The organism is Caulobacter sp. CCUG 60055, assembly GCF_022750545.1.
GTDB lineage: Bacteria > Pseudomonadota > Alphaproteobacteria > Caulobacterales > Caulobacteraceae > PUIC01.
On the sequence record NZ_PUIC01000004.1, the window covers coordinates 84,244 to 103,670 of the forward strand.

Here is a 19,427-nt window from a genome sequence, read left to right on the forward strand (position 1 = left end):
TGTGTGCGCCGCGACCTTAGGGCGTCGGATTGAGGGGAGCAACGAATGGACGGCGGCAACGAAGTCGAGGGCGGCCCGCGTCTTTGCCAGGAGGGCGAATTCGCCGGCTGGCGCACCTGGGACGGGGTCGACCCGTTCGAGGATCAGTCGGGCCCGTTCTATTTCCGCGAGGACGAGGCCGGCCGCGTCACCGCCGCCTTCCGCGCCGAGAAGAAGCACATGAACGGCGGCGGCTTCATGCACGGCGGCTGCATGATGACCTTCGCCGACTACTGCCTGTTCGCCATCGCCAACAAGGAGCTGAAGGACAGCCGCGCCGTCACCGTGTCGCTGAACGGCGAGTTCGTCGGCCCCGCCGCCGTCGGCGATCTGGTCGAGGCGACCGGCGAGGTGGTCAAGGCCGGCGGCTCGCTGCTGTTCGTCCGGGGCCTGATCTCGACCGGCGGACGGCCGATGCTGAACTTCTCCGGCGTGGTGAAGAAAATCCGCCCGCGCTAGGGCCCGCCCCCAGCCGCGCGATGCAGCTCGCCGCCATGATCGCCGCGGCCGCCGGGCCGCCCCGTCACACCCCGGCCTTGGCCGCGGGCCGGTCCATCATCTCGCCGTACCAGCGCCCGACATGGACCATCTCCTCAGGCGGCCGGAACCTGACCATGCGGGCGAAGTCGATGGCCGTGGCCGCCAGGATGTCGGCGATGGTGATCCGCTCGGCGCCGATGAACGGGCTGTCGGCCAGGCGGCGGTCGAACAGCTTGAGCGCGCTGACGGCGGTCTTGAGGTTGCTCTCGGCGATCACCGGCTGCTGGGTCTCGATCGCCGCCAGGGCCGGATGGCTGTGGCGCACGGCCAGCATCAGCGGCGTGGCCAGCATCATCTCCACGCGCCGGGTCCACATCTCGATCTCGGCGGCCTCGCGCGGGTCGCGGCCGAACAGGTTCGGCTCGGGGTGCAGGTGTTCGAGATAGCGGCAGATGGCCAGGGATTCGGTGATGGCCGAGCCGTCGTCGAACTCCAGCGCCGGCACCTGCGGCGTTCCGGCCCGGGCGCGGTATTCCGGCGTGCGATGCTCGCCCTTGAAGATGTCCACGTCGACGACCTCGATGTCGTCGATCGCCTTCTCGGCCATCACCCAGCGCACGCGGCGCGGATTGGGCGCGCGGCGGCTGTCGTAGAGCTTCATCGCCGTTCCTCCCGATCACTTGGCGGATCGTCGGGCGGAAGGTTAGGCGGCCGGTCGGGCGGACGCCACCGTGACCTCGCGTCAGGCGGCGCGATTTCCTACTTGGCGAACAGGGCGGCCGGCATGGCCCCGACCAGCGAGGCGGTCATGCAGGTGGCCAGGAAGCCGGCGATCATCGCCTTCCACACCAGGCCCAGCACCTCGGTCCGCCGCTGCGGCACTAGGACGCTGTAGCCGGCGACGTTCATGCCGACCGAGGCGACGTTGGCGAAGCCGCACAGGGCGTAGGTCATCAGCATGCGGCTGCGCTCGGACAGCTCGCCAGCCGGCAGCTTGCTGAGGTCGATGAAGGCCGAGAACTCGGTCAGCACCAGCTTGATGCCGAGGAGCGATCCCGCCGTGCGGGCCTCCGCCCACGGCACGCCGATGGCCCAGGCCAGCGGCGAGAACAAGAGGCCCAGGCCGCGTTCGATGCTCAGCGGCTGGCCGCCGACGGCGGGCAGCATCTTGAGGATCAGGTCGGCCATGGCCGCCAGGGCCACGAACACGATCAGCGCCGCCCCGACGTTCAGGGCGATGGTCAGGCCGTCGGAGGTGCCCTTGATCACCGCGTCGACCGAGCTGTCGTAGGATTTCTCGGCGCCCAGGTCGAGGTCGCCGCCGGTCTCGGCCGCGTCGGGCGGCACGATCACCCGCGCCAGCAGCACGCCGGCCGGCGCCGAGATGATCGAGGCGGTCAGCACGTGCGCGGCGGCGTTGGGCAGGACGTCCTTGAGGATGGTCGCATAGGCCACCATGGTCGAGCCGGACACGCAGGCCATGCCCACCGAGACCAGCATGAACAGCTCCGAGCGGGTCAGCTTGTCCAGATAGGCGCGGATGAAGATCGGCCCCTCGACCTGGCCCATGAAGATGGTGGCGGCGGTGGCCAGGGCCGGCGGGCCGCGCAAGCCCAGCGTCTTCTGGAACACGAAGCCGAAGGCCTTGGTCGCCCATTTGAGGACGCGCCAGTGCCAAAGCAGCGCCGACAGGGCGCAGACCACCAGGATCACCGGCAGCACCCGGAAGGCGAAGATGAACAGGGCCCCGGACTGGGTCAGCGGATAGGGCTGGGCCCCGCCCGCGAGGAAGCCGAACACGAACTGGGTGCCCGCCTGGGTCGACAGGCCCAGGCCCTCGACCGCGCCGTTGACGCCCTTCAGCATGTTCTGCGCCGCCGGCACGCCGAACAGCAGCACCACCAGGCCGATCTGGACGGCGATGGCGCCGATGGCCAGCTTCCAGGGAAAGCGCGTCCGTCCTTCGGACAGCAGCCAACAGACGAGAAGGGTTAGCGCAAGCCCAACCAGGCTCTGCGCGTTCTGCGCGCCGAACATCTATCCAAAGACCCCACGAGGCGGCCCCCCGGCCGCAAAGAGGCACTTTGACTATGAACAGGGGATCGGACGCAAGTGCGGCGCGTCGTCCGGGCGCGGGAGAGGGCCTCGGCGCCCCAGGGAGGATCTTCCCGAACCGTCGCCCAGGATCGGCGGCGGAGACGGGCCGGAGTTTCGTCGTCCGGCCCGCCGACGCGTCACGCCGCCTGGTTGACCGCGACGCCCGTCGCGGCCGCGCCCTGAAGCTGGGTCAGCAGCTTGGTCATCAGGTCGCTGGTGGTCGGATCCGTGAGGCCGGTCCCCGCATTTTGCTGGGCGCTCTGCAACACCTTGGCCAGTTCGTCGGCGCTGACCTTGCCGTCCCCGTTCAGGTCGGCGGGATCGGAGACGGACGCCTGTCCGGCCCCGCCCGAGCCGCCATGGTGGTGGTGGTGGTGATGGCCGTGGGCCGACCGCATGGCCGACTTGAACTCGTCGAGCGACAGCGAGCCGTCGCCGTTCTTGTCCGCCGCCGCCAGCATGGTGTTGGCGACCGCCGCAGCCTTGGTCGGGTCGGCGGTGGGCGACCCCTGCGGGCTGTTCTTCTCGATCGCCGCCGTCAGTTCGTCGGCGGTCAGCTTGCCGTCCCCGTCGGTGTCGGCCGACTGGAACATCTGGGCCAGGCGCGTGCCGTGCGCCGGCGTCCCGCCCGACTGGACGCCGCCTTGCGACTGGTCCTGCAGCGACAACAGGGCCGACAATGTGTCGCTGGCGAAACTCTGGGCCAGGGACAGCGCGGCCATGGCCATGCCGCCGGACGGGTCGGTTCCCGGCGAAGCCCCCGCCGACGCGGAGGAATTGCCGCCGCCCTGCAGATTTTGCCCGATGGATTCGAATTCGGCGACGGACAGTTGCCCGTCGCCGTTCGTGTCCGCTTGAGTAAACATCCTCTGCTGCAACTGTTGCAGCCAGGATGAATTGGATAGGCTGGCTATCGTCATTGCATCCTCCAAGATCAAGGCTCCGCCCGATCCGGACGAGAACCTGGACCGGCGAAGGCCGGCCCGGAGAAGGCGACGCGAAATCCATTCCCTATTTCAAAGTGTGACCAGCATTTCTTTCTGGAAACATTTCGACCGGCGACGCCCGAGCGCCGCCGGTCGAAGCCGCTAGCGGGCGGCGGTCAGTTCGCGGACCAGGGCGGCCCGGCCGTAGACCTTGGTCAGCGCCTCGGTGACGGCGGCGCTGGACACCACCACGGTCCGATTGAGCGCCCCGTCATAGCCGAAGGCCCCGCCCAGCGAGTGGATGTTGCCGTCGAAGGCGGCGCCGATCACCTCGCCCCTGGCGTTGATCAGCGGCGAGCCGGAATTGCCGCCGATGATGTCGTTGGTGGTGACGAGGTCGAACACCCCCGCCGGGTCGAGCTTGTCCTTGGCCGCCAGCCAGCGCGGGGCCAGCTGGAAGGGCTCGGCGCCGGTGGCCCGCTCGTAGAGGCCGGCGAAGCGGGTGAAGGCCGGGACCGTCACGCCGCGATGGGTCCAGCCGGCGACCTTGCCGTAGGACAGCCGCAGGGTGAAGGTCGCGTCGGGATAGACGGTGTCGCCATAGGCCGCGAAACGGGCGGCGGCCACCTGCTCGGCCGCCTTCTCGGTCGGCGCCTGCACCCGCGCGGTCCAGACCTTGCGGATGTCGCGGGCCGCCGGATCGGTGCGCAGCACGAACTGGATCATCGGGTCGTCCGAGGCGGCGATCGCCGCCGCGCCGCCGTCCCACAACGCCTTGCGCACGGCCGGATCGGCCAGGCGCGAGCCTTCGACCAGGCGCCGCGACAGGGCCTCGGGGCTTTCGCGGCCCAGCAGCAGGCGCGTCTCCGGCGCGTCGGCGGTCAGGTACTCCCGCGTCTTGGCCAGCCAAAACTCCAGATAGAGCTGCTCCAGCCCGGCCTCGACGGGCTTGCGGTCCAGCAGGGTCTTCTCGGCCAGGGCCAGCCGGGCGTCGCCGAACTCGGGCAGGCGCTCGGCCGAGGGCTTGGCCCGCTCGGCGGCCCCGCGCACCAGGGTGCGGGCGTAGCGATAGAGCTGCGACTGCGAGCCGGCCGACATCTCAAGCTGGTAATAGCGCACGAACAGCTCGGCGTAGGCCGCCTGGGTCTTGGCGAGGTCGCTCCAGGGATCGCCGATCTCGGCCGCCCGCTTGGGATCGGCGGCGATCTTGGCCCGCAGGTCGGCCTCGGCCGCCCGCTTGGCGTCCATGAACGCAGCGTCGTTGAGCACGAACTGCCGGCCGAAAAAGACCTTGAAGCTGTTCTCCAGGCCGAACAGGGGATCGGTGACGGCGCGCTTCTGCTCGGCCCCCTCCTCGGACATCCGCGTCAGCCGGCCGCGCAGCTCGGAACGCTGCAGCTGCGAGACGGGAATGACGAGGTCGCGCTGGGTCTCCAGCTGTGCGACGGTGAGCAGCCGCTCGGTCGAACCGGGATTGCCGGCCACGAACACCGGCTCGCCTTCCTTGGGCGGCGCGGGGTTCCATTTCAGGTGGTCGGGCGTCCTGGCCGGCTTGCCGTCGACGTAGAGGCGCAGGAAGGCCGCGTCGAGATTGAAGCGAGGGAAGTTGAAGTTGTCCGGATCGCCGCCGAAGAAGCCGGTGGCGAACTCGGGCGCGAACACCAACCGCACGTCGGCGTACTTGCGGTACTTATAGAGCTTGTACTCGCCGCCCCGGTAGAGGGTGACGACCTGGCAGCGCAGATCGGCCTGGCCGGCGCAGCCCTCTTTTTCGATGGCCGCGACGGCGGCGTCGCGGGCGGCGGCGAACACCGCCCCGTCCCCGCCTCGGCCGGCCGCCTGCACCTTGGCGGTGACGTCGACGATCTCGGCCAGGATCTCGGCCTGCATGCCGGGGCACTGCTTCTCCTCGGCGCGGGCGTCGGTGAGGAAGCCGTCCTTCATATAGTCGGTCCCGCCCGCCGACAGGTTCTGGGCGCAGTCGGCGACGCAATGCCAGTTGGTCAGCACCAGCCCCTCTGGCGAGACCGTCGAAGCCGAGCAGCCGGTGGTCAGGCGCACGGCGGCGGCGCGCACGCGGTCGAGCCACGGCTTGTCGATGGTCACGCCGTAGGCGGCCTTGACCTTGGCCGAGGGGAAGTTGTCGAAGGTCCACATGCCTTCGTCGGCATGGGCCAGGCTGAGCGGCGCGGCCAGGAGCGCGGCCGCCAGGTACGCGGATTTGATCATCGATGGTCCCAGGTCGCGAAGGCGGTTCCTCCGCTCACGGCGGTTTATCGCCCCTGTCCTCCAAGGGCCAGTCCGCGTCGGAGTCCTCGTCCCGTGCGCATCGCCTTACCCCGATTTAACTTGGCTCATGGCATGGGTTGGGGCCTTGTGCCGGGCGTCGGCGGGCTCGCCCGACCGACGCGTTCAATCGGGGGAAGCAGGTGTCGCTCGCGCTCGCCACGTTGATTTATGAGTGGCGCCGCTATCTGGCGGCGGTGATCGCCCTGGCGTTCTCGGGCCTGCTGGTGCTCGCCCAGGTCGGCATGTTCATGGGCATCGGCAAGGCGTTCAGCGCCCAGATCGACCGCTCGCCGGCCGACATCATCGTGCTCGGCCCCAAGGCCGAGAGCCTGTTCAGCGGCGGCGGCGGCATGCCCGCCCGCATCAAGCCGATGATCTACATGAACCAGGACGTCGCCGCGATCGGCGAGATGGCCGGCAACGGCGCGATGTTCCAGAACGACCCCGGCCCCGGCAAGAAGCGCCAGCGCGATTTCGTGCAGATCTTCGCCCTCGATCCCTATCCGGGCTCGCCCACCCTGCCGACCGACTACACCGAGCAGATGCGCGTGGCCCTGCTGGAGCCCTATTCGATCGCCATCGACCGCACCGCCCTGGGCAAGCTGGGGGTCAAGCTGGGCGACAAGGCGTCGCTGAACGGCAAGACGGTCAAGATCGGCCTGGTGCTGACCAACTATCCGAACATGGCCCAGGCCACGGTCTACATGTCGCGCGACACCCTGCGCCTGCTCGGCCTCAACGGCCGGTCCGACCGCATCGGCCCGCTGATGGTCGGGCTCAAGAACCCCGCCCGCGCCGAGATCGTGCGCGACCAGCTCAACGCCCACGCCGACGGCGCCTATCGCGCCTGGACGCGCAGCGAGCTGGCCAACGCCAACCAGGGCTCGATGATGAAGGAGAACATCATCGGCCTGATGCTCGGCTTCTCGGTGTTCCTGGGCCTGCTGATCGGGGTCGGCATCACCTCCCAGACCCTGCGCGGGGCCATCCTGGCCAACATCAAGGAGTTCGCCAGCCTGCGCGCCCTGGGCGTGTCGATGGGCTCGCTGCGGGCCATCGTCATGGAGCTGAGCTTCTGGGTCGGCGTCGCCGGCCTGATGGCCACCGGCCTGCTGACCGCCGGCATCGCGGCCCTGGCCGCCAAGGGCGGCGTGCCCATGGCCTTCCCGTTGATCCTGGTGCTGCTGACCGGCGCGTTCCTGCTGATCATCGCCCTGCTGTCGGGCATGCTGGCCCTCGGCATCCTCAAGAAGAGCCAGCCGGCGGACCTGTTGCGATGAGCGTTCCCCCCCGCAAGACCGGCGCGGCGATCGAGGCCAAGGGCCTGGCCAAGCGCTTCAAGACCGGCCGCACCTATATCGAAGTGCTCAAGGGCGTCGATTTCGACGCCCAGCACGGCGACGTCACCATGGTGATGGGGCCGTCCGGCTCGGGCAAGTCGACCCTGGTGGCGGCGCTGTCTGGCCTGCTGCGCCCCGACGAGGGCCGGGTCGCGGCCCTGGGCCAGGACCTGTGGGGCATGAGCTCGGGCAAGATCGACAAGTTCCGCCTCGACAACTGCGGCTTCATCTTCCAGGGCTTCAACCTGTTCGCCGCCCTCACCGCCCTGCAGCAGGTGACCACGGTGCTGAAATACCAGGGCCTCGACCACGACAAAGCCCGCGCCGTGGCGATCCAGGCCCTGGACGAGGTCGGCCTCAAGCCGCGCATGAACCAGCGTCCGTCCGAGCTGTCCGGCGGCGAGAAGCAGCGCGTCGCCATCGCCCGCGCCATCGCCAAGCAGCCGCGCCTGCTGTTCGCCGACGAGCCCACCTCGGCGCTCGACGGCGAGAACGGCCAGATCGTCATCCGCCTGCTGCAACGGGCGGCCAAGGAGCACGGCGCGGCCGTGATCTGCGTCACCCACGATCCCCGGCTGGAAGCCTGGGCCGATCGTGTCATCCACATCGAGGACGGCCGCATCCTGGACGATGCGCGCCGCACGCCGGCCGCGGACCATGATCCCGCCGCCGCGCCCCGCAGCCAAATGGTTGGAGCCTGACCCATGTTCCGCTTTGTTCGTCGCCCCTGGTTCTGGGTGATCGTCGTGGTCGTGCTCGCGGGCGGGATCAGCGTTTCGATGATGGGTCAGGCCAAGGCCAAGAAGGCCAAGGAAGCGGCCGCCGCCGCCAAGGCGCCCGAGACCCCCTACGCCGCCATCGCCCAGGGCAAGGCCGACGTCGAGGGCGGGGTGATCCCCGTCGCCGCCCGCCGCCCCGGCATCGTGCGCGAGGTCAACGTCGCCGAGGGCGACGTGGTGCATAAGGGCCAGGTCCTGGCCCGGCAGGAGGACGACGACGCCCGCCTGGCCGCCGAGACCGCCGCCGCCAGCCTGTCGCAGGCCAAGGCCCAGATGGCCCTGCTCGAGGTCCAGAAGCGCACGGCCCAGCGCGAGTATGAGCGCCTGAAGGCGCTGTCGGCCTCGAACTTCGTCGCCGGCCAGAAGCTGGACCAGGCGCGCGACTCCATCGCCCAGGCCGACGCCCAGCTCCAGGCCCAGCGAGCGGCGATCGGCACCGCCCTGGCCAGCCTGCATCAGGCTCAGTACACCCAGGAGCTGACGGTGATCCGCGCCCCGACCGACGGCCGCATCACCCGCCGCTACGCCAATCCCGGCTTCGGGGCCTCGACCCTGAACGTCACGGCGATGTTCGACCTGGAGCCCAACGCCCAGCGCATCGTCCGCGCCGAGATCCCCGAGGGCGCCCTGCCGTCGGTGTTCATCGGCCAGGACGTCGAGGTGACGCCCGAGGCCGATCCCAGCAAGGTGAACATCGGCCACGTCATCCGCCGCGCGCCGGTGTTCGGCGCCCGCAAGCTGCAATCGGACGATCCGTCCGAGCGCACCGACGAGCGCGTGGTCGAGGTGGTGGTCAAGGTCGACGACAGCCCCTTCCTGGTCGGCCAGCGGGTGCTGGTGAAGTTCATGAAGCCGGGCCGCGTCGCCGGCGCGCCGCAGCCCAAGCCGGCGGCCCAGGGCTCCGCCGGCGCGGCCGCCAAGGGGAAATAGGCGCCCGCCAGCCGCCGCCAGGGTTCCCGCTCCGCTACAGCTTGACCGTCCTCAGCCGCAGCGCGTTGGCCACCACGCTGACCGAGCTGGCCGCCATCGCCGCCGCCGCCACGGCCGGCGACAGCAGCAGGCCGAACGCCGGATAGAGCACGCCGGCGGCCAGCGGCACGCCGGCCGCGTTGTAGGCGAAGGCGAACAGCAGGTTCTGGCGGATGTTGCGCATCGTCGCCCGCGACAGCCGCCGCGCCGTGACGATGCCGGTCAGGTCGCCGCGAAGCAGGGTGATCCCGGCGCTTTCGATGGCCACGTCGGAACCGCCGCCCATGGCGATCCCCACGTCGGCCGTGGCCAGGGCGGGCGCGTCGTTGACGCCGTCGCCGGCCATGGCCACCACCCGTCCACGGTCGCGCAGACGCTTGACCGCCTCGGCCTTGCGCTCGGGCGGGGTCTCGGCCTCGACCTCGTCTATGCCCAGCCGCGCGGCCACGGCCAGGGCGGTGGTGCGGCTGTCGCCGGTCAGCATGATCACCCGCAGGCCATCGGCGCGCAGGGCCGCGACCGCCTCGGCCGTGGTCGCCTTGATCGGGTCGGCGACCGCCAATACCCCGGCCGGTCGGCCGTCGACGGCGACGAACACCGCGCTCGCCCCGTCGACGCGCAGACGTTCGGCCTCGGCGTCCAGCCCCGAGGTCGCGATCCCCAGCTCGGCCAGATAGCGCGCCGCGCCGACCACGAGCCGGCGGCCCTCGACCACGCCGGTGACGCCCTTGCCGACCGGCGCGTCGAATTCGCCGGCGTCCGCCAGGGCCAGCCCCTTGTCCTTGGCCGCCTCGACGACGGCGTGCGCCAGGGGATGCTCGCTCGCCCGCTCCAGGCTGGCGGCCAGGCGCAGCACCGCGTCGGCCTCGAAGCCGCCGGCCGGGGTCACGGCGACCAGTCGGGGCCGCCCCTCGGTCAGGGTGCCGGTCTTGTCGACGACCAGGGTGTCGACCTTCTCCATGCGCTCCAGCGCCTCGGCGTTCTTGATCAGCACCCCGGCGCGGGCGCCGCGTCCGATCCCGACCATGATCGACATCGGCGTGGCAAGCCCCAAGGCGCACGGGCAGGCGATGATCAACACGCTGACGGCGGCCAGCAGGGCGCCGGTCAGGCGCGGCTCCGGCCCGACCAAGGCCCAGACCGCGAAGGCGGCCGCGGCGGCGGCGATCACCGCCGGGGTGAACCAGCCGGAGACGATGTCGGCCAGCCGCTGGATCGGCGCGCGCGAGCGCTGGGCCTGGGCCGTCATCTGCACGATGCGGGCCAGCAGGGTGTCGCGGCCGACCTTCTCGGCGGTCATCACCAGGGCGCCGGTGCGGTTGATCGTGCCGCCGACCACACGGTCGCCGACCGCCTTGGCCGCCGGGATCGGCTCGCCGGTGACCATGGACTCGTCGACATGGCTTTCGCCCTCGACCACCAGCCCGTCCACCGGCGTCTTTTCGCCGGGGCGCACGCGCAGGCGGTCGCCGACCCGCACCTGGTCGAGGCCGACATCCTCGTCGACGCCGTCGTCGCGGATGCGGCGGGCGGTCTTGGGCGCGAGATCCAGCAGGGCCTTGATGGCCCCGCCGGTCGCCTCCCGCGCCCTAAGCTCCAAGAGCTGGCCGACCAGGACCAGCACGACGATCACCGCCGCCGGCTCGAAATAGGTCGGCGGCGCGCCGTGCATGCCGCCGCCGGCCGCCTCGGGCAGGACGCCGGGCGCGACGGTGGCGACCACCGAGTAGAGCCAGGCGACCCCGGTTCCCAAGGCGATCAGGGTGAACATGTTCAGCTTGCCCGTGACCACCGAGCGCCAGCCGCGCTCGAAGAACGGCCAGCCGGCCCACAGCACCACCGGCGTGGCTAGGACCAGCAGCAGCCAGTTGGTCGCCTGCGCGCCCCAGGGCAGGCGCAGGCCGAACAGGTGCCCGCCCATGTCGATGGCGAACACCGGCAGGGTCAGGGCGAGGCCGATCCGGAACCGCCGGGTGAAATCGACCAGTTCGGGATTGGGTCCGGCGTCGGGGGTGAACAGCTCCGGCTCCAGCGCCATGCCGCAGATCGGGCATGATCCCGGCCCGACCTGACGGACCTCCGGATGCATGGGGCAGGTGTAGATCGTTCCTTCCGGAACCGGCTCGGCCGCGTCTTCGGCCGGGTTCAGATAGCGGTCCGGGTCGGCGGCGAACTTGGTCCGGCAGCCGGCCGAGCAGAAGAAGAAGTCCTGGCCGACGTGCTCGGCCCGATGCTTGGCGGTCGCCGGGTCGACGCTCATGCCGCAGACCGGGTCCTTCACCGCGCCGTCGGACGGCCCCGGGCCTTGGCCATGCGAGCAGCAGCCGTCATGATGGTGACGATGACCTGACGCGGCGTGGTCGTGGGCGTGCTCCGCCATGCGGCTTCTCCTGATCCGACTTTCCTCCTATATATACCCCCACAGGGTATCTTCAACATGCAAGCCGAAACCAAAATCTCCTGCACCAAACGCCTGAGCCGCATCGAGGGCCAGGTTCGCGGCCTGGCCAAGATGGTCGAGGACGACCGCTACTGCATCGACATCGTCACCCAGATCGCCGCGGTGCGCGCGGCGCTGCGCAAGGTCGAGGAAGAGGTGTTGCGCGACCACGTCGCCCACTGCGTCGAGCACGCCATCCAGAGCGGCGACGCCGAGGAGCAGCGGACCAAGATCGCCGAGCTGATGGCCGTGTTCGGCCGCGCCAGCGGCTAGAGCGGTTCGGGTCCTCCCCATACGGCCGCCATGGAGAGGATCGGCGCGCGGCTGACGCAGCGTCCCGCTTGACGCCTCCCCGTCTCGCGCCGCACAACGTCGCCAACCATTTAAACAGACGTAAGAGGACGCACATGGCCGACATCCGCTTCGATGGACAGGTGGCGATCGTAACCGGCGCCGGCGGCGGCCTGGGCCGTCAGCACGCCCTGGAGCTGGCGCGCCGGGGCGCCAAGGTGGTGGTCAACGACCTCGGCGGCTCGGTCGACGGCTCGGGCGGCTCGTCCGAGGCGGCGCAGAAGGTGGTCGAGGAGATCAAGGCCGCCGGCGGCGAAGCCATCGCCAACGGCTCGTCGGTCACCGACGACGCCGGCGTCGCCCTGATGGTCAAGCAGGCCATGGACGCCTGGGGCCGCGTCGACATCCTGATCGCCAACGCCGGCGTGCTGCGCGACAAGTCGTTCTCCAAGATGGAGATCGCCGACTTCGAGTTCGTGCTCAACGTCCACCTGATGGGCACGGTCAAGTGCGTCAAGGCGGTGTGGGAGATCATGAAGGCCCAGAACTACGGCCGCATCGTCGTCACCACCTCGTCGTCGGGCCTCTACGGCAACTTCGGCCAGGCCAACTACGGCGCCGCCAAGCTGGGCATCGTCGGCTTCATGAACACCATCAAGCTCGAAGGCCAGAAGAACAACGTCCACATCAACGCCATCAGCCCGGTCGCCGCCACCCGCATGACCGAGAACCTGATGCCTGAGGCCGTGCTGGAGAAGCTGAAGCCGGAATACGTCACCCCCGGCGTCGTCTATCTGGCCTCGGAAGAAGCCCCCACCGGCGCGACGCTCGCCGCCGGCGCCGGCGCCTTCGCCCTGTCGCGCATCTACGAGACCGAGGGCGTCTATCTCGGCGAGGGCGGCCTGTCGGCCGAAGAGGTCCGCGACAGCTGGTCCAAGATCGAGGACCCGGCCGGCCAGCAGGCCTATTTCGCCGGCGGCGAGCAGAGCCAGAAGTTCTTCCGCAAGCTGTCGGGCGGCTGAGCCTTCCCCCAGCCGGAAAACACCGTCTAATAGGCGCGGGCCGGAGCCGTTCCGGCCCGCGCTTTCGTTTGGGGGACCCGATGAACAAACTGGCCTTCGCCGGCGCCGCCATGGCGTTGCTCGCCGCCGCGCCGGGCCTGGCGTCCGCCGCCGACGCCCCGCCCCCGGCCGTCCAGTCGCTGCTCGACTGCCGCAAGCTGGGCGGCGAGGCCGAACAGCTGGCCTGCTTCAAGGCGCGCGCCGCCGATTTCGACGCCGCCCTGGCCCATGGCGAGCTGATCGTCGTCGAGAAAAAGAAGGTCGAGCAGTCCAAGCGCGAGACCTTCGGCTTCAGCCTGCCGTCGCTGTCATTCCTGGGCTCCAGCGATGCGGCCAAGCCGATCAGCACCCTGGTCGAGACGGCGACGGCCGTCTCGACCCTGCACGACGGCCGCTATGTCGTCCGCCTCGAAAGCGGCGCGACCTGGGAGCAGAACGACCAGACCCGCATCTCCCGCGCCCCGCGGGTCGGCTCCAAGATCGAAATCCGCAAGGGCGCCCTGTCCAACTACTTCATGAGCGTCGACGGCCAGGTCGGCGTGCCGGCGGTCCGGCGGAAATAGGCTCCGGCCGCCCGTGGAAAGCGCCCGTCGCGACGCTTTCCTTTTGCGTCGATAATTTCTAATTACAAATCTTGAAATTTGTAACGATCGCGCTCAAATGAGCCTCTCAGATCAGGGAGACCTCTCATGAGAACGCTAAGCTTGGGAAAGAACGGGCCGCCGGTGTCGCGCGTCGGGCTGGGGTGCATGGGCATGTCGGGCATGTACGGGCCCGCCGACCGCGCCGAGGGCGTGGCGACCATCCACGCGGCCATGGAGGCCGGCGTCGTCATGCTCGACACCGGCGACTTCTACGGCATGGGCCACAACGAGATGCTGATCGGCGAAGCCCTGCGGGACGGGCGTCGCGACAAGGCGTTCATCGCCGTCAAGTTCGGCGCCCAGCGCGATCCCGGCGGCGCCTGGCTGGGCTACGACGCCCGCCCAGCGGCGGTGAAGACGGCCCTGGCCTATACGCTGCAACGCCTGGGCGTCGACCACGTCGACCTCTACCAGCCCGCCCGCGTCGACCCGAACGTGCCCATCGAGGAGACGGTCGGCGCCATCGCCGACTGCGTGAAGGCCGGCTGGGTGCGCCATATCGGCCTGTCGGAGGTTTCGGCCGCCACCTTGCGCAAGGCCCATGCCGAACATCCGATCCGCGCGGTGCAGATCGAATACTCGCTGGCCAGCCGCGGGATCGAACAGAGCCTGCTGCCGACCACGCGGGAGCTGGGCGTGTCGATCACCGCCTATGGCGTGCTGTCGCGCGGCCTGCTCAGCAACCCGACCAAGACCGGCGGAGCGGGCGACTTCCGCGCTCACCTGCCCCGCTTCAGCGGCGAGAACCTGGCCGCCAACCTGCCGCTGGTCGAGGCCTTCGCCGCCCTGGCGACGGAGAAGGGTCTGACGCCGGCGCAACTGGCCTTCGCCTGGGTGCTGGCCCAGGGCGAGGACGTCATCCCGCTGATCGGCGCCCGCCGGCGCGGGCAGCTGGCCGAATCCCTGGCCGCCCTGGACGTCGTCCTCGACGCCGGCGACCTCGCCCGCATCGAGGCGGTGCTGCCGGCCGGCGCCATCCGAGGCGACCGCTACCCGGCCGCGCAGATGGCGCGGCTGGAGGCCTGAGGTCCGAAATGACAAGCACGCGCTGTCGCCATCAACACCGGCGTCGGAACGAACTACTCCAACCATTTACAAAGACTGGAAGCTCGGCCGCAGATTCCTGGTTAAATCGAAGCGAAACTGACCAGACCAATCTGCAGCACAGCGATAACGAGTGAAGTCAGAGGCTTCTTCCTGATCAGCCACAGCGCCAATGGACCAGCTGCGATCACAAACCAAATTGCCGCCCTGACATGGAACGGCGCGTATCGCGTGCCGCCCCAAAAATGGAGCTTCACGTAGAGTACGAGAAGAGACACCAGAAGACTCAGGAACGCCGCAGCGAAGGCCGGCCGACGTATCCCGTTCAATTTTCCAGCCGCCCCCATTCGCTTACTATAAATATGCGGGTTGATGCCGGCTAGAGATGGCGAAGGCCTTGTCCGAAGGTTCAAACCCGCCGCATATCCGCCGAATGCCCACCGACGCCGACCAGACCTCCGAGGACGTCCGCAGCCGGATCCTCGACGCCGCCGAGGCCCTGCTGCGCCGCCACGGGCCGGACAAGCTGGCGGTCACCGACGTCGCCCGCGCCCTGAGCATGAGCCACGCCAACGTCTACCGCTACTTCGGCTCCAAGACCGACCTGTTCCAGCAGCTGGTGCGCCGCTGGCTCGGCCGGCTGGAGGCGCCGCTGGCCGCGATCGCCGCCGAGGACGGCCCGGCCGCCGACCGGCTGACGCGCTGGGCCCTGACCCTGCATCGGCAGAAGCGCGAAAAGGTCTCGGCCGACCCGGAGATGTTCGCCGCCTTCGACAAGGCCGCCGACCGCGCCGGCGGCGGCCCGGTCGAGGCCCATCTCGACGCCCTGCGCGACCAGCTGCGCATCATCCTCGAGGACGGCGCCGCCGAGGGGCGCTGGCCCGGCGTCGGCCCGACCTCGGCCCAGGACGTGTTCACCGCCCTGTCGCCGTTCAGCCACCCGGCGGTGGTGCTGGCCGACGGCGCCGCCGACCGCTCGGAACAGCTGCGCCGGGTGGTGCGTCTGCTCGACGCCGGACTGGCGGCCGGCTGAATGCGGGTTGCGCGGCGATCGCTCGCCGTTGTCTCATCACACCACGCCGCCACCGAGGCGCGGCCCCGGAGACGCCGATGACTGAGGCCGCGCGCACGCGCATTCCCGCCCGCACCGTGGCCGCCTTCTCGATGTCGGCGGTGGTGGCCGGGGCGTTGACCACCCCGCTGACCGTCTACCTGCCCAACTTCTACGCCAGCCACCTGGGGCTGAAGCTTTCGGCGGTCGGGGCGGTGTTCCTGGCGGTCAAGCTGCTCGACATCGTCTTCGACCCGCTGGCGGGCGGGGTGATGGACCGCACGCGCACGCGCGTGGGCCGCTACCGGTTCTGGCTGCTGGCCGCCGCGCCGGTGCTGATGCTGGGCGGCTGGCGGGTGTTCTTTCCCGACAAGAGCGCCGGCGCCGCCTATCTGGGGGCCTGGCTGTTCGTGCTCTATGTCGGCTATTCGCTGCTGATCCTGTCGCAGTCGGCCTGGGGGGCGGTGCTGGCGCGCGACTATGACGACCGCTCGCGGGTCTACGCCTGGGCCCATGTGGTCGGGGTGACGGGCGCCCTGGCCGTGCTGGTGCTGCCCTCGCTGATCACCACGGTGGGCGGCAAGGACCAGGCCGCCGGCGTCGCGGCCATGGGCTGGTTCATCGTCCTGGCCGCGCCGGCCACCATCCTGATCGCCGCCCTGGGCACGCCCGAGCGGCTGACGCCCAAGCCCCGCGCCCCGGCCAACTGGCGCGAGGTCGTCGGCCTGTTCCGCCGCCCCTCGATGCTGCGGCTGATCGCCTGCGACTTCGCCCTGTCGTTCGGGCCGGGCTTCACCGCCCCGCTCTATCTGTTCTTCTTCCACCAGGCGCGCGGCTATACGGCCGGCCAGTCCAACGTGCTGCTGATGATCTACATCGTCGCCGGCGTCGTCGGCGCTCCGGCCTGGGCCGCCATCGCCTTTCGCGTGGGCAAGCATCGCGCCCTGATGGCCGCCACGGGGCTCTACGCCGTCGCCCAGGTGGCGGCGGTGCTGCTGCCCAAGGCCTCGTTCCTGCTGATGGCGCCGGCGATGTTCTTCGCCGGCTTCGTGGCCAACGCCTTCGTCTTCCTGGTGCGGGCCATGGTCGCCGACGTCGGCGACGAGGTGCGCCTGGAGACCGGCCGCGACCGCACCGGCCTGCTCTACGCCTTCGTCGCCAGCACCATGAAGATCGGCTCGGCCCTGGCGGTCGGCGTCACCTACACCATCCTGTCCCGCATCGGCTTCGATCCCAGGCCCGGCGCGGCCAACACCCCGGAGGCCATCGCCGGGCTGGAGGCCTGCTACGTCGGGGTTCCGGTGGTGCTGGTGCTGGCGGGCGGAGCGGCCCTGTTCGGCTACCAGCTCGACGCGCGGCGGCACGCCGAAATCCGCGCGCAGCTCGACGCCCGCGACGCCGCCGAGGCGGCCGCCGACGCGGGCCGCGGGCTCAGTCCTCGATGACGATCCGCGGCGGCGGCTTCAGGCCGGCGCCGCGGTCCAGCGCCTCGCCGACCGTCTCGGCCATGGCCAGGAAGGCCCGCCCCGCCTCGCTGTCGGGGGCCTGGGCGACCAGGGGCCGGCCGTCGTCGCAGGCCTGGCGCAAGGCGATGTCGATCGGGATCTCGCCGAGGAAGGGCGCGCCCAGGGCCTCGGCCGTCGCCCGCGCCCCGCCCCGGCCGAAGATGGCGATGGGCTCGCCGCCGGCCGGGTTCGGGAAATAGGCCATGTTCTCGACAATCCCGAGAATGGGGACGTGGGTCTTCTCGAACATCGACACGCCCCGGCGCACGTCGATCAGCGCCACCTCCTGCGGGGTGGAGACGACCACCGCCCCCGACAGCGCCACGCGCTGGGCCAGGGTCAGCTGGATGTCGCCGGTGCCCGGCGGCATGTCGACGACCAGCACGTCGAGCGGTTCGGCCTCGTCGCCCCAGGCCACGTCGTTGAGCATCTGGTTGAGGGCGGACGAAGCCATCGGCCCGCGCCAGATCATCGGCGCGGCCTCGTCGACCAGCAGGCCGATGGACATGATCTTCAGGCCCCAGGCCTCCAGGGGGATCAGCTTCTTGTCGGCGTTCATCGTCGGCTCGTCGCCGGCGCCGGTCATGCGCGGGGCCGAAGGGCCGTAGACGTCGGCGTCGAGCAGGCCGACGCACCGCCCGGTCATGGCCAGGGCCACGGCCAGGTTGACCGCCACGGTCGACTTGCCGACCCCGCCCTTGCCGCTGGCCACCGCCAGCACGTGGGCGACATGGGCCGGCTTCTGCGCGCCGGGCGGGCGGCCCGCGGGCTGCATCTGGGCCTGGGCCTCGCTGGACAGCCGTGCCCCGCGGCGCACGCGCACCGTCCCGGGGGCCGGACGCGGCTCGGCCGAGGCCGTCAGCACCACCGAGGCCCGCTCGATCCCCGGCGCGGCCCGCAGCGCCGCCTCGGCCGCGTCGCGCACCGGGGCGTAGAGATCGGCGTCGGCCGGCTCGACCTCCAGCATGAAGCCGGCCCGGCCCGGCCCCAATGTCAGCGCCTGCACCAGACCCGCCGAGGCCAGGCCCAGCCCCGATTTCGGGTCGCTCACCCGGTCGAGGACGGCGAGGATCGCGGCGCGGTCGGGGGACGGCAGGTCGGCCATGAAGGGATCTTTCGGGCGGGTTTGGCTTGCGCGGGTCGAGGCGGGGTCTCATATCCGGTTCGCCGCGCCGGTTTACAAGACTTGGCCGTCCTTTACGTCTGGGCGAGCCTGCGCAACCACAAAAGAGAGACGACGCGACCCGACATGCCCTGGAACGACAACTCCAATCCCGGCCCCTGGGGCGCCCCGCCTCCGGGCGGCGGCGACCGCGACAATGGCCCCAAGCGGCCGTCCGGGGATGGACCGAGGCGGCCGGGCGGACCGGGCGGACCGGGAGGCCCCGGCGGCCCCCGCCGTCCGAACGGCCCGCCGCAGCCCGATCTGAACGAGCTGTCGCGCCGTCTGAACGAGCGGCTCCAGGCCTTCTTCGGCGGCCCCGACGGGGTGCGGCCGGGGGCGATCGCCGCCGTGGTCGGCGTGGCCGTCGCCGCCTGGGCGCTGACCGGCGCCTATGTCGTCCAGCCCAACGAGCAGGCGATCGTCACCACGTTCGGCGCCTATTCGCGCTCGGCCGGCCCCGGCCTGCGCTACCACCTGCCCGCGCCGTTCGAGGACGTCGAGAAGGTGCAGGTCACCTCGCTGCGCCGCATCGACGTCGGCGGCGTCGCCGGCGCCGAGATGCCCCAGGAAAGCCTGATGCTGACCGGCGACGAGAACATCGTCGACCTGAACTTCAGCGTGCAGTGGCGCGTCGCCGACGCCGCCAAGTACCTGTTCAATCTCAAGGACCCCGACGAGGCGGTCAAGGCGGTCGCCGAGAGCGCCATGCGCGAGGTGGTCGGCCGCACCGAGCTGACGCCGATCCTGACCAACGGCCGCGGCCAGGTGCAGATCCAGACCGCCGAGCTGATGCAGAAGATGCTCGACGCCTACGGCGCCGGCGTCAACGTCGTCGAGGTGCAGATCCGCTCGGCCAACCCGCCCAAGGACGTGGTGCCGGCCTACCAGGACCTGGCCCGCGCCGGCCAGGACGCCCAGTCGGCCATCAACGACGCCAACACCTACCGCAACCGGGTGGTCAACGAGGCCAAAGGCGACGCCTCGCGCATCGTCCAGTCGTCCCAGGGCTATCGCGAGCAGAGCGTGCTGACCGCCAAGGGCGACGCCAGCCGCTTCGCCCAGGTCTATGGCGAGTACAAGCGCGCGCCCGCCGTCACCCGCGAACGGCTCTATCTGGAGACCATGGAGAAGGTGCTGGGCCGCTCGAACAAGGTGATCGTCGACGGCAAGGGGACCACCGCGCCGGTGATCCTGCCGCCCGACGTGTTCCGCCCGCGCGGCGACGCCGCCCAGCCGGCCCCGCCGCCGGCGCAGCCCGCGCCGCCGGCCGTCCAGCAAGCGCCCGCCGCGGCCCCGGGAGCCTGACC

Annotated in this window: 17 protein-coding genes; 11 read left to right on the forward strand and 6 right to left on the reverse strand. The window is 70.6% G+C overall.

Annotation, left to right across the window (positions count from 1 at the left end; translation table 11 throughout):
- The first annotated feature begins 45 nt into the window (after positions 1 to 45).
- Positions 46 to 498, forward strand: a complete 453-nt coding sequence (locus tag C5708_RS08370; RefSeq protein WP_242919876.1) for a PaaI family thioesterase — start codon at positions 46 to 48, stop codon at positions 496 to 498.
- A gap of 64 nt (positions 499 to 562) precedes the next feature.
- On the opposite strand, the gene C5708_RS08375 is transcribed toward C5708_RS08370, so the two are convergent.
- The 4 genes from C5708_RS08375 to C5708_RS08390 form a co-directional block, all read right to left on the reverse strand.
- Positions 563 to 1,180 carry a glutathione S-transferase gene (locus tag C5708_RS08375; protein ID WP_242919878.1) on the reverse strand — a complete coding sequence of 206 codons (618 nt, stop codon included), beginning with the start codon at positions 1,178 to 1,180 and terminating at the stop codon, positions 563 to 565.
- A 98-nt stretch (positions 1,181 to 1,278) separates the two neighbouring features.
- The gene (locus tag C5708_RS08380; protein ID WP_242919880.1) at positions 1,279 to 2,556 is read right to left on the reverse strand and encodes a nucleoside transporter C-terminal domain-containing protein; all 1,278 of its coding nucleotides are present in this window, start codon (positions 2,554 to 2,556) and stop codon (positions 1,279 to 1,281) included.
- Positions 2,557 to 2,753: 197 nt separating this feature from the next.
- Positions 2,754 to 3,536 carry an EF-hand domain-containing protein gene (locus C5708_RS08385; protein ID WP_278253852.1) on the reverse strand — a complete coding sequence of 261 codons (783 nt, stop codon included), beginning with the start codon at positions 3,534 to 3,536 and terminating at the stop codon, positions 2,754 to 2,756.
- Positions 3,537 to 3,704: 168 nt separating this feature from the next.
- The gene (locus C5708_RS08390; protein WP_242919884.1) at positions 3,705 to 5,771 is read right to left on the reverse strand and encodes a S46 family peptidase; all 2,067 of its coding nucleotides are present in this window, start codon (positions 5,769 to 5,771) and stop codon (positions 3,705 to 3,707) included.
- 200 nt (positions 5,772 to 5,971) lie between these two features.
- Here C5708_RS08390 and C5708_RS08395 point away from each other — a divergent pair, with 200 nt between their 5' ends.
- The 3 genes from C5708_RS08395 to C5708_RS08405 are packed head-to-tail and all read left to right on the forward strand — an operon-like array spanning position 5,972 to position 8,880.
- Positions 5,972 to 7,111, forward strand: a complete 1,140-nt coding sequence (locus tag C5708_RS08395; RefSeq protein WP_242919886.1) for an ABC transporter permease — start codon at positions 5,972 to 5,974, stop codon at positions 7,109 to 7,111.
- Positions 7,108 to 7,872: an ABC transporter ATP-binding protein gene (locus tag C5708_RS08400; RefSeq protein WP_242919888.1), complete on the forward strand. Its 765-nt coding sequence runs from the start codon at positions 7,108 to 7,110 to the stop codon at positions 7,870 to 7,872. Before C5708_RS08395 ends, C5708_RS08400 begins: the two co-directional genes overlap by 4 nt.
- Positions 7,873 to 7,875: 3 nt before the next feature.
- Positions 7,876 to 8,880, forward strand: coding sequence for an efflux RND transporter periplasmic adaptor subunit (locus C5708_RS08405; RefSeq protein ID WP_242919890.1), 1,005 nt, complete (start codon positions 7,876 to 7,878; stop codon positions 8,878 to 8,880).
- 34 nt (positions 8,881 to 8,914) lie between these two features.
- Here C5708_RS08405 and C5708_RS08410 read toward each other — a convergent pair whose 3' ends face one another.
- Positions 8,915 to 11,299, reverse strand: coding sequence for a heavy metal translocating P-type ATPase (locus tag C5708_RS08410; RefSeq protein ID WP_278253853.1), 2,385 nt, complete (start codon positions 11,297 to 11,299; stop codon positions 8,915 to 8,917).
- Positions 11,300 to 11,356: 57 nt separating this feature from the next.
- On the opposite strand from C5708_RS08410, the gene C5708_RS08415 reads away from it, so the two are divergent.
- The 6 genes from C5708_RS08415 (at position 11,357) to C5708_RS08440 (ending at position 16,895) form a co-directional block, all read left to right on the forward strand.
- A complete protein-coding gene (locus C5708_RS08415) occupies positions 11,357 to 11,632 on the forward strand; it encodes a metal-sensitive transcriptional regulator (RefSeq protein WP_242919892.1) in 276 nt (91 codons plus the stop codon).
- A gap of 134 nt (positions 11,633 to 11,766) precedes the next feature.
- Complete coding sequence (locus C5708_RS08420) at positions 11,767 to 12,672, forward strand: SDR family NAD(P)-dependent oxidoreductase (RefSeq protein ID WP_242919901.1); 906 nt, start codon at positions 11,767 to 11,769, stop codon at positions 12,670 to 12,672.
- 80 nt (positions 12,673 to 12,752) lie between these two features.
- Positions 12,753 to 13,274, forward strand: a complete 522-nt coding sequence (locus C5708_RS08425) for a hypothetical protein (RefSeq protein WP_242919903.1) — start codon at positions 12,753 to 12,755, stop codon at positions 13,272 to 13,274.
- 126 nt (positions 13,275 to 13,400) lie between these two features.
- Positions 13,401 to 14,381 (forward strand): aldo/keto reductase, encoded by a 981-nt coding sequence (locus tag C5708_RS08430; protein WP_242919905.1) that lies wholly within the window; start codon positions 13,401 to 13,403, stop codon positions 14,379 to 14,381.
- A gap of 451 nt (positions 14,382 to 14,832) precedes the next feature.
- Positions 14,833 to 15,432 (forward strand): TetR/AcrR family transcriptional regulator, encoded by a 600-nt coding sequence (locus C5708_RS08435; protein ID WP_119440497.1) that lies wholly within the window; start codon positions 14,833 to 14,835, stop codon positions 15,430 to 15,432.
- 77 nt (positions 15,433 to 15,509) lie between these two features.
- On the forward strand, positions 15,510 to 16,895 hold the full coding sequence (locus tag C5708_RS08440) for an MFS transporter (RefSeq protein WP_242919907.1): 1,386 nt from the start codon (positions 15,510 to 15,512) through the stop codon (positions 16,893 to 16,895).
- Here C5708_RS08440 and C5708_RS08445 read toward each other — a convergent pair.
- Positions 16,882 to 18,060 (reverse strand): Mrp/NBP35 family ATP-binding protein, encoded by a 1,179-nt coding sequence (locus C5708_RS08445; protein ID WP_242919909.1) that lies wholly within the window; start codon positions 18,058 to 18,060, stop codon positions 16,882 to 16,884. The genes C5708_RS08440 and C5708_RS08445 overlap by 14 nt on opposite strands.
- A 144-nt stretch (positions 18,061 to 18,204) precedes the next feature.
- On the opposite strand from C5708_RS08445, the gene hflK reads away from it, so the two are divergent.
- Positions 18,205 to 19,425: an FtsH protease activity modulator HflK gene (gene hflK, locus C5708_RS08450; RefSeq protein ID WP_242919911.1), complete on the forward strand. Its 1,221-nt coding sequence runs from the start codon at positions 18,205 to 18,207 to the stop codon at positions 19,423 to 19,425.
- Positions 19,426 to 19,427 lie beyond the last annotated feature (2 nt).

Coding starts and splice junctions, on each gene's coding strand:
- C5708_RS08370 (WP_242919876.1), top strand. CDS start 46: ATGGACGGCGGCAACGAAGTCGAGGGCGGCCCGCGTCTTTGCCAGGAG.
- C5708_RS08375 (WP_242919878.1), bottom strand. CDS start 1,180: ATGAAGCTCTACGACAGCCGCCGCGCGCCCAATCCGCGCCGCGTGCGC.
- C5708_RS08380 (WP_242919880.1), bottom strand. CDS start 2,556: ATGTTCGGCGCGCAGAACGCGCAGAGCCTGGTTGGGCTTGCGCTAACC.
- C5708_RS08385 (WP_278253852.1), bottom strand. CDS start 3,536: ATGACGATAGCCAGCCTATCCAATTCATCCTGGCTGCAACAGTTGCAG.
- C5708_RS08390 (WP_242919884.1), bottom strand. CDS start 5,771: ATGATCAAATCCGCGTACCTGGCGGCCGCGCTCCTGGCCGCGCCGCTC.
- C5708_RS08400 (WP_242919888.1), top strand. CDS start 7,108: ATGAGCGTTCCCCCCCGCAAGACCGGCGCGGCGATCGAGGCCAAGGGC.
- C5708_RS08405 (WP_242919890.1), top strand. CDS start 7,876: ATGTTCCGCTTTGTTCGTCGCCCCTGGTTCTGGGTGATCGTCGTGGTC.
- C5708_RS08410 (WP_278253853.1), bottom strand. CDS start 11,299: ATGGCGGAGCACGCCCACGACCACGCCGCGTCAGGTCATCGTCACCAT.
- C5708_RS08415 (WP_242919892.1), top strand. CDS start 11,357: ATGCAAGCCGAAACCAAAATCTCCTGCACCAAACGCCTGAGCCGCATC.
- C5708_RS08420 (WP_242919901.1), top strand. CDS start 11,767: ATGGCCGACATCCGCTTCGATGGACAGGTGGCGATCGTAACCGGCGCC.
- C5708_RS08425 (WP_242919903.1), top strand. CDS start 12,753: ATGAACAAACTGGCCTTCGCCGGCGCCGCCATGGCGTTGCTCGCCGCC.
- C5708_RS08430 (WP_242919905.1), top strand. CDS start 13,401: ATGAGAACGCTAAGCTTGGGAAAGAACGGGCCGCCGGTGTCGCGCGTC.
- C5708_RS08435 (WP_119440497.1), top strand. CDS start 14,833: ATGCCCACCGACGCCGACCAGACCTCCGAGGACGTCCGCAGCCGGATC.
- C5708_RS08440 (WP_242919907.1), top strand. CDS start 15,510: ATGACTGAGGCCGCGCGCACGCGCATTCCCGCCCGCACCGTGGCCGCC.
- C5708_RS08445 (WP_242919909.1), bottom strand. CDS start 18,060: ATGGCCGACCTGCCGTCCCCCGACCGCGCCGCGATCCTCGCCGTCCTC.
- hflK (WP_242919911.1), top strand. CDS start 18,205: ATGCCCTGGAACGACAACTCCAATCCCGGCCCCTGGGGCGCCCCGCCT.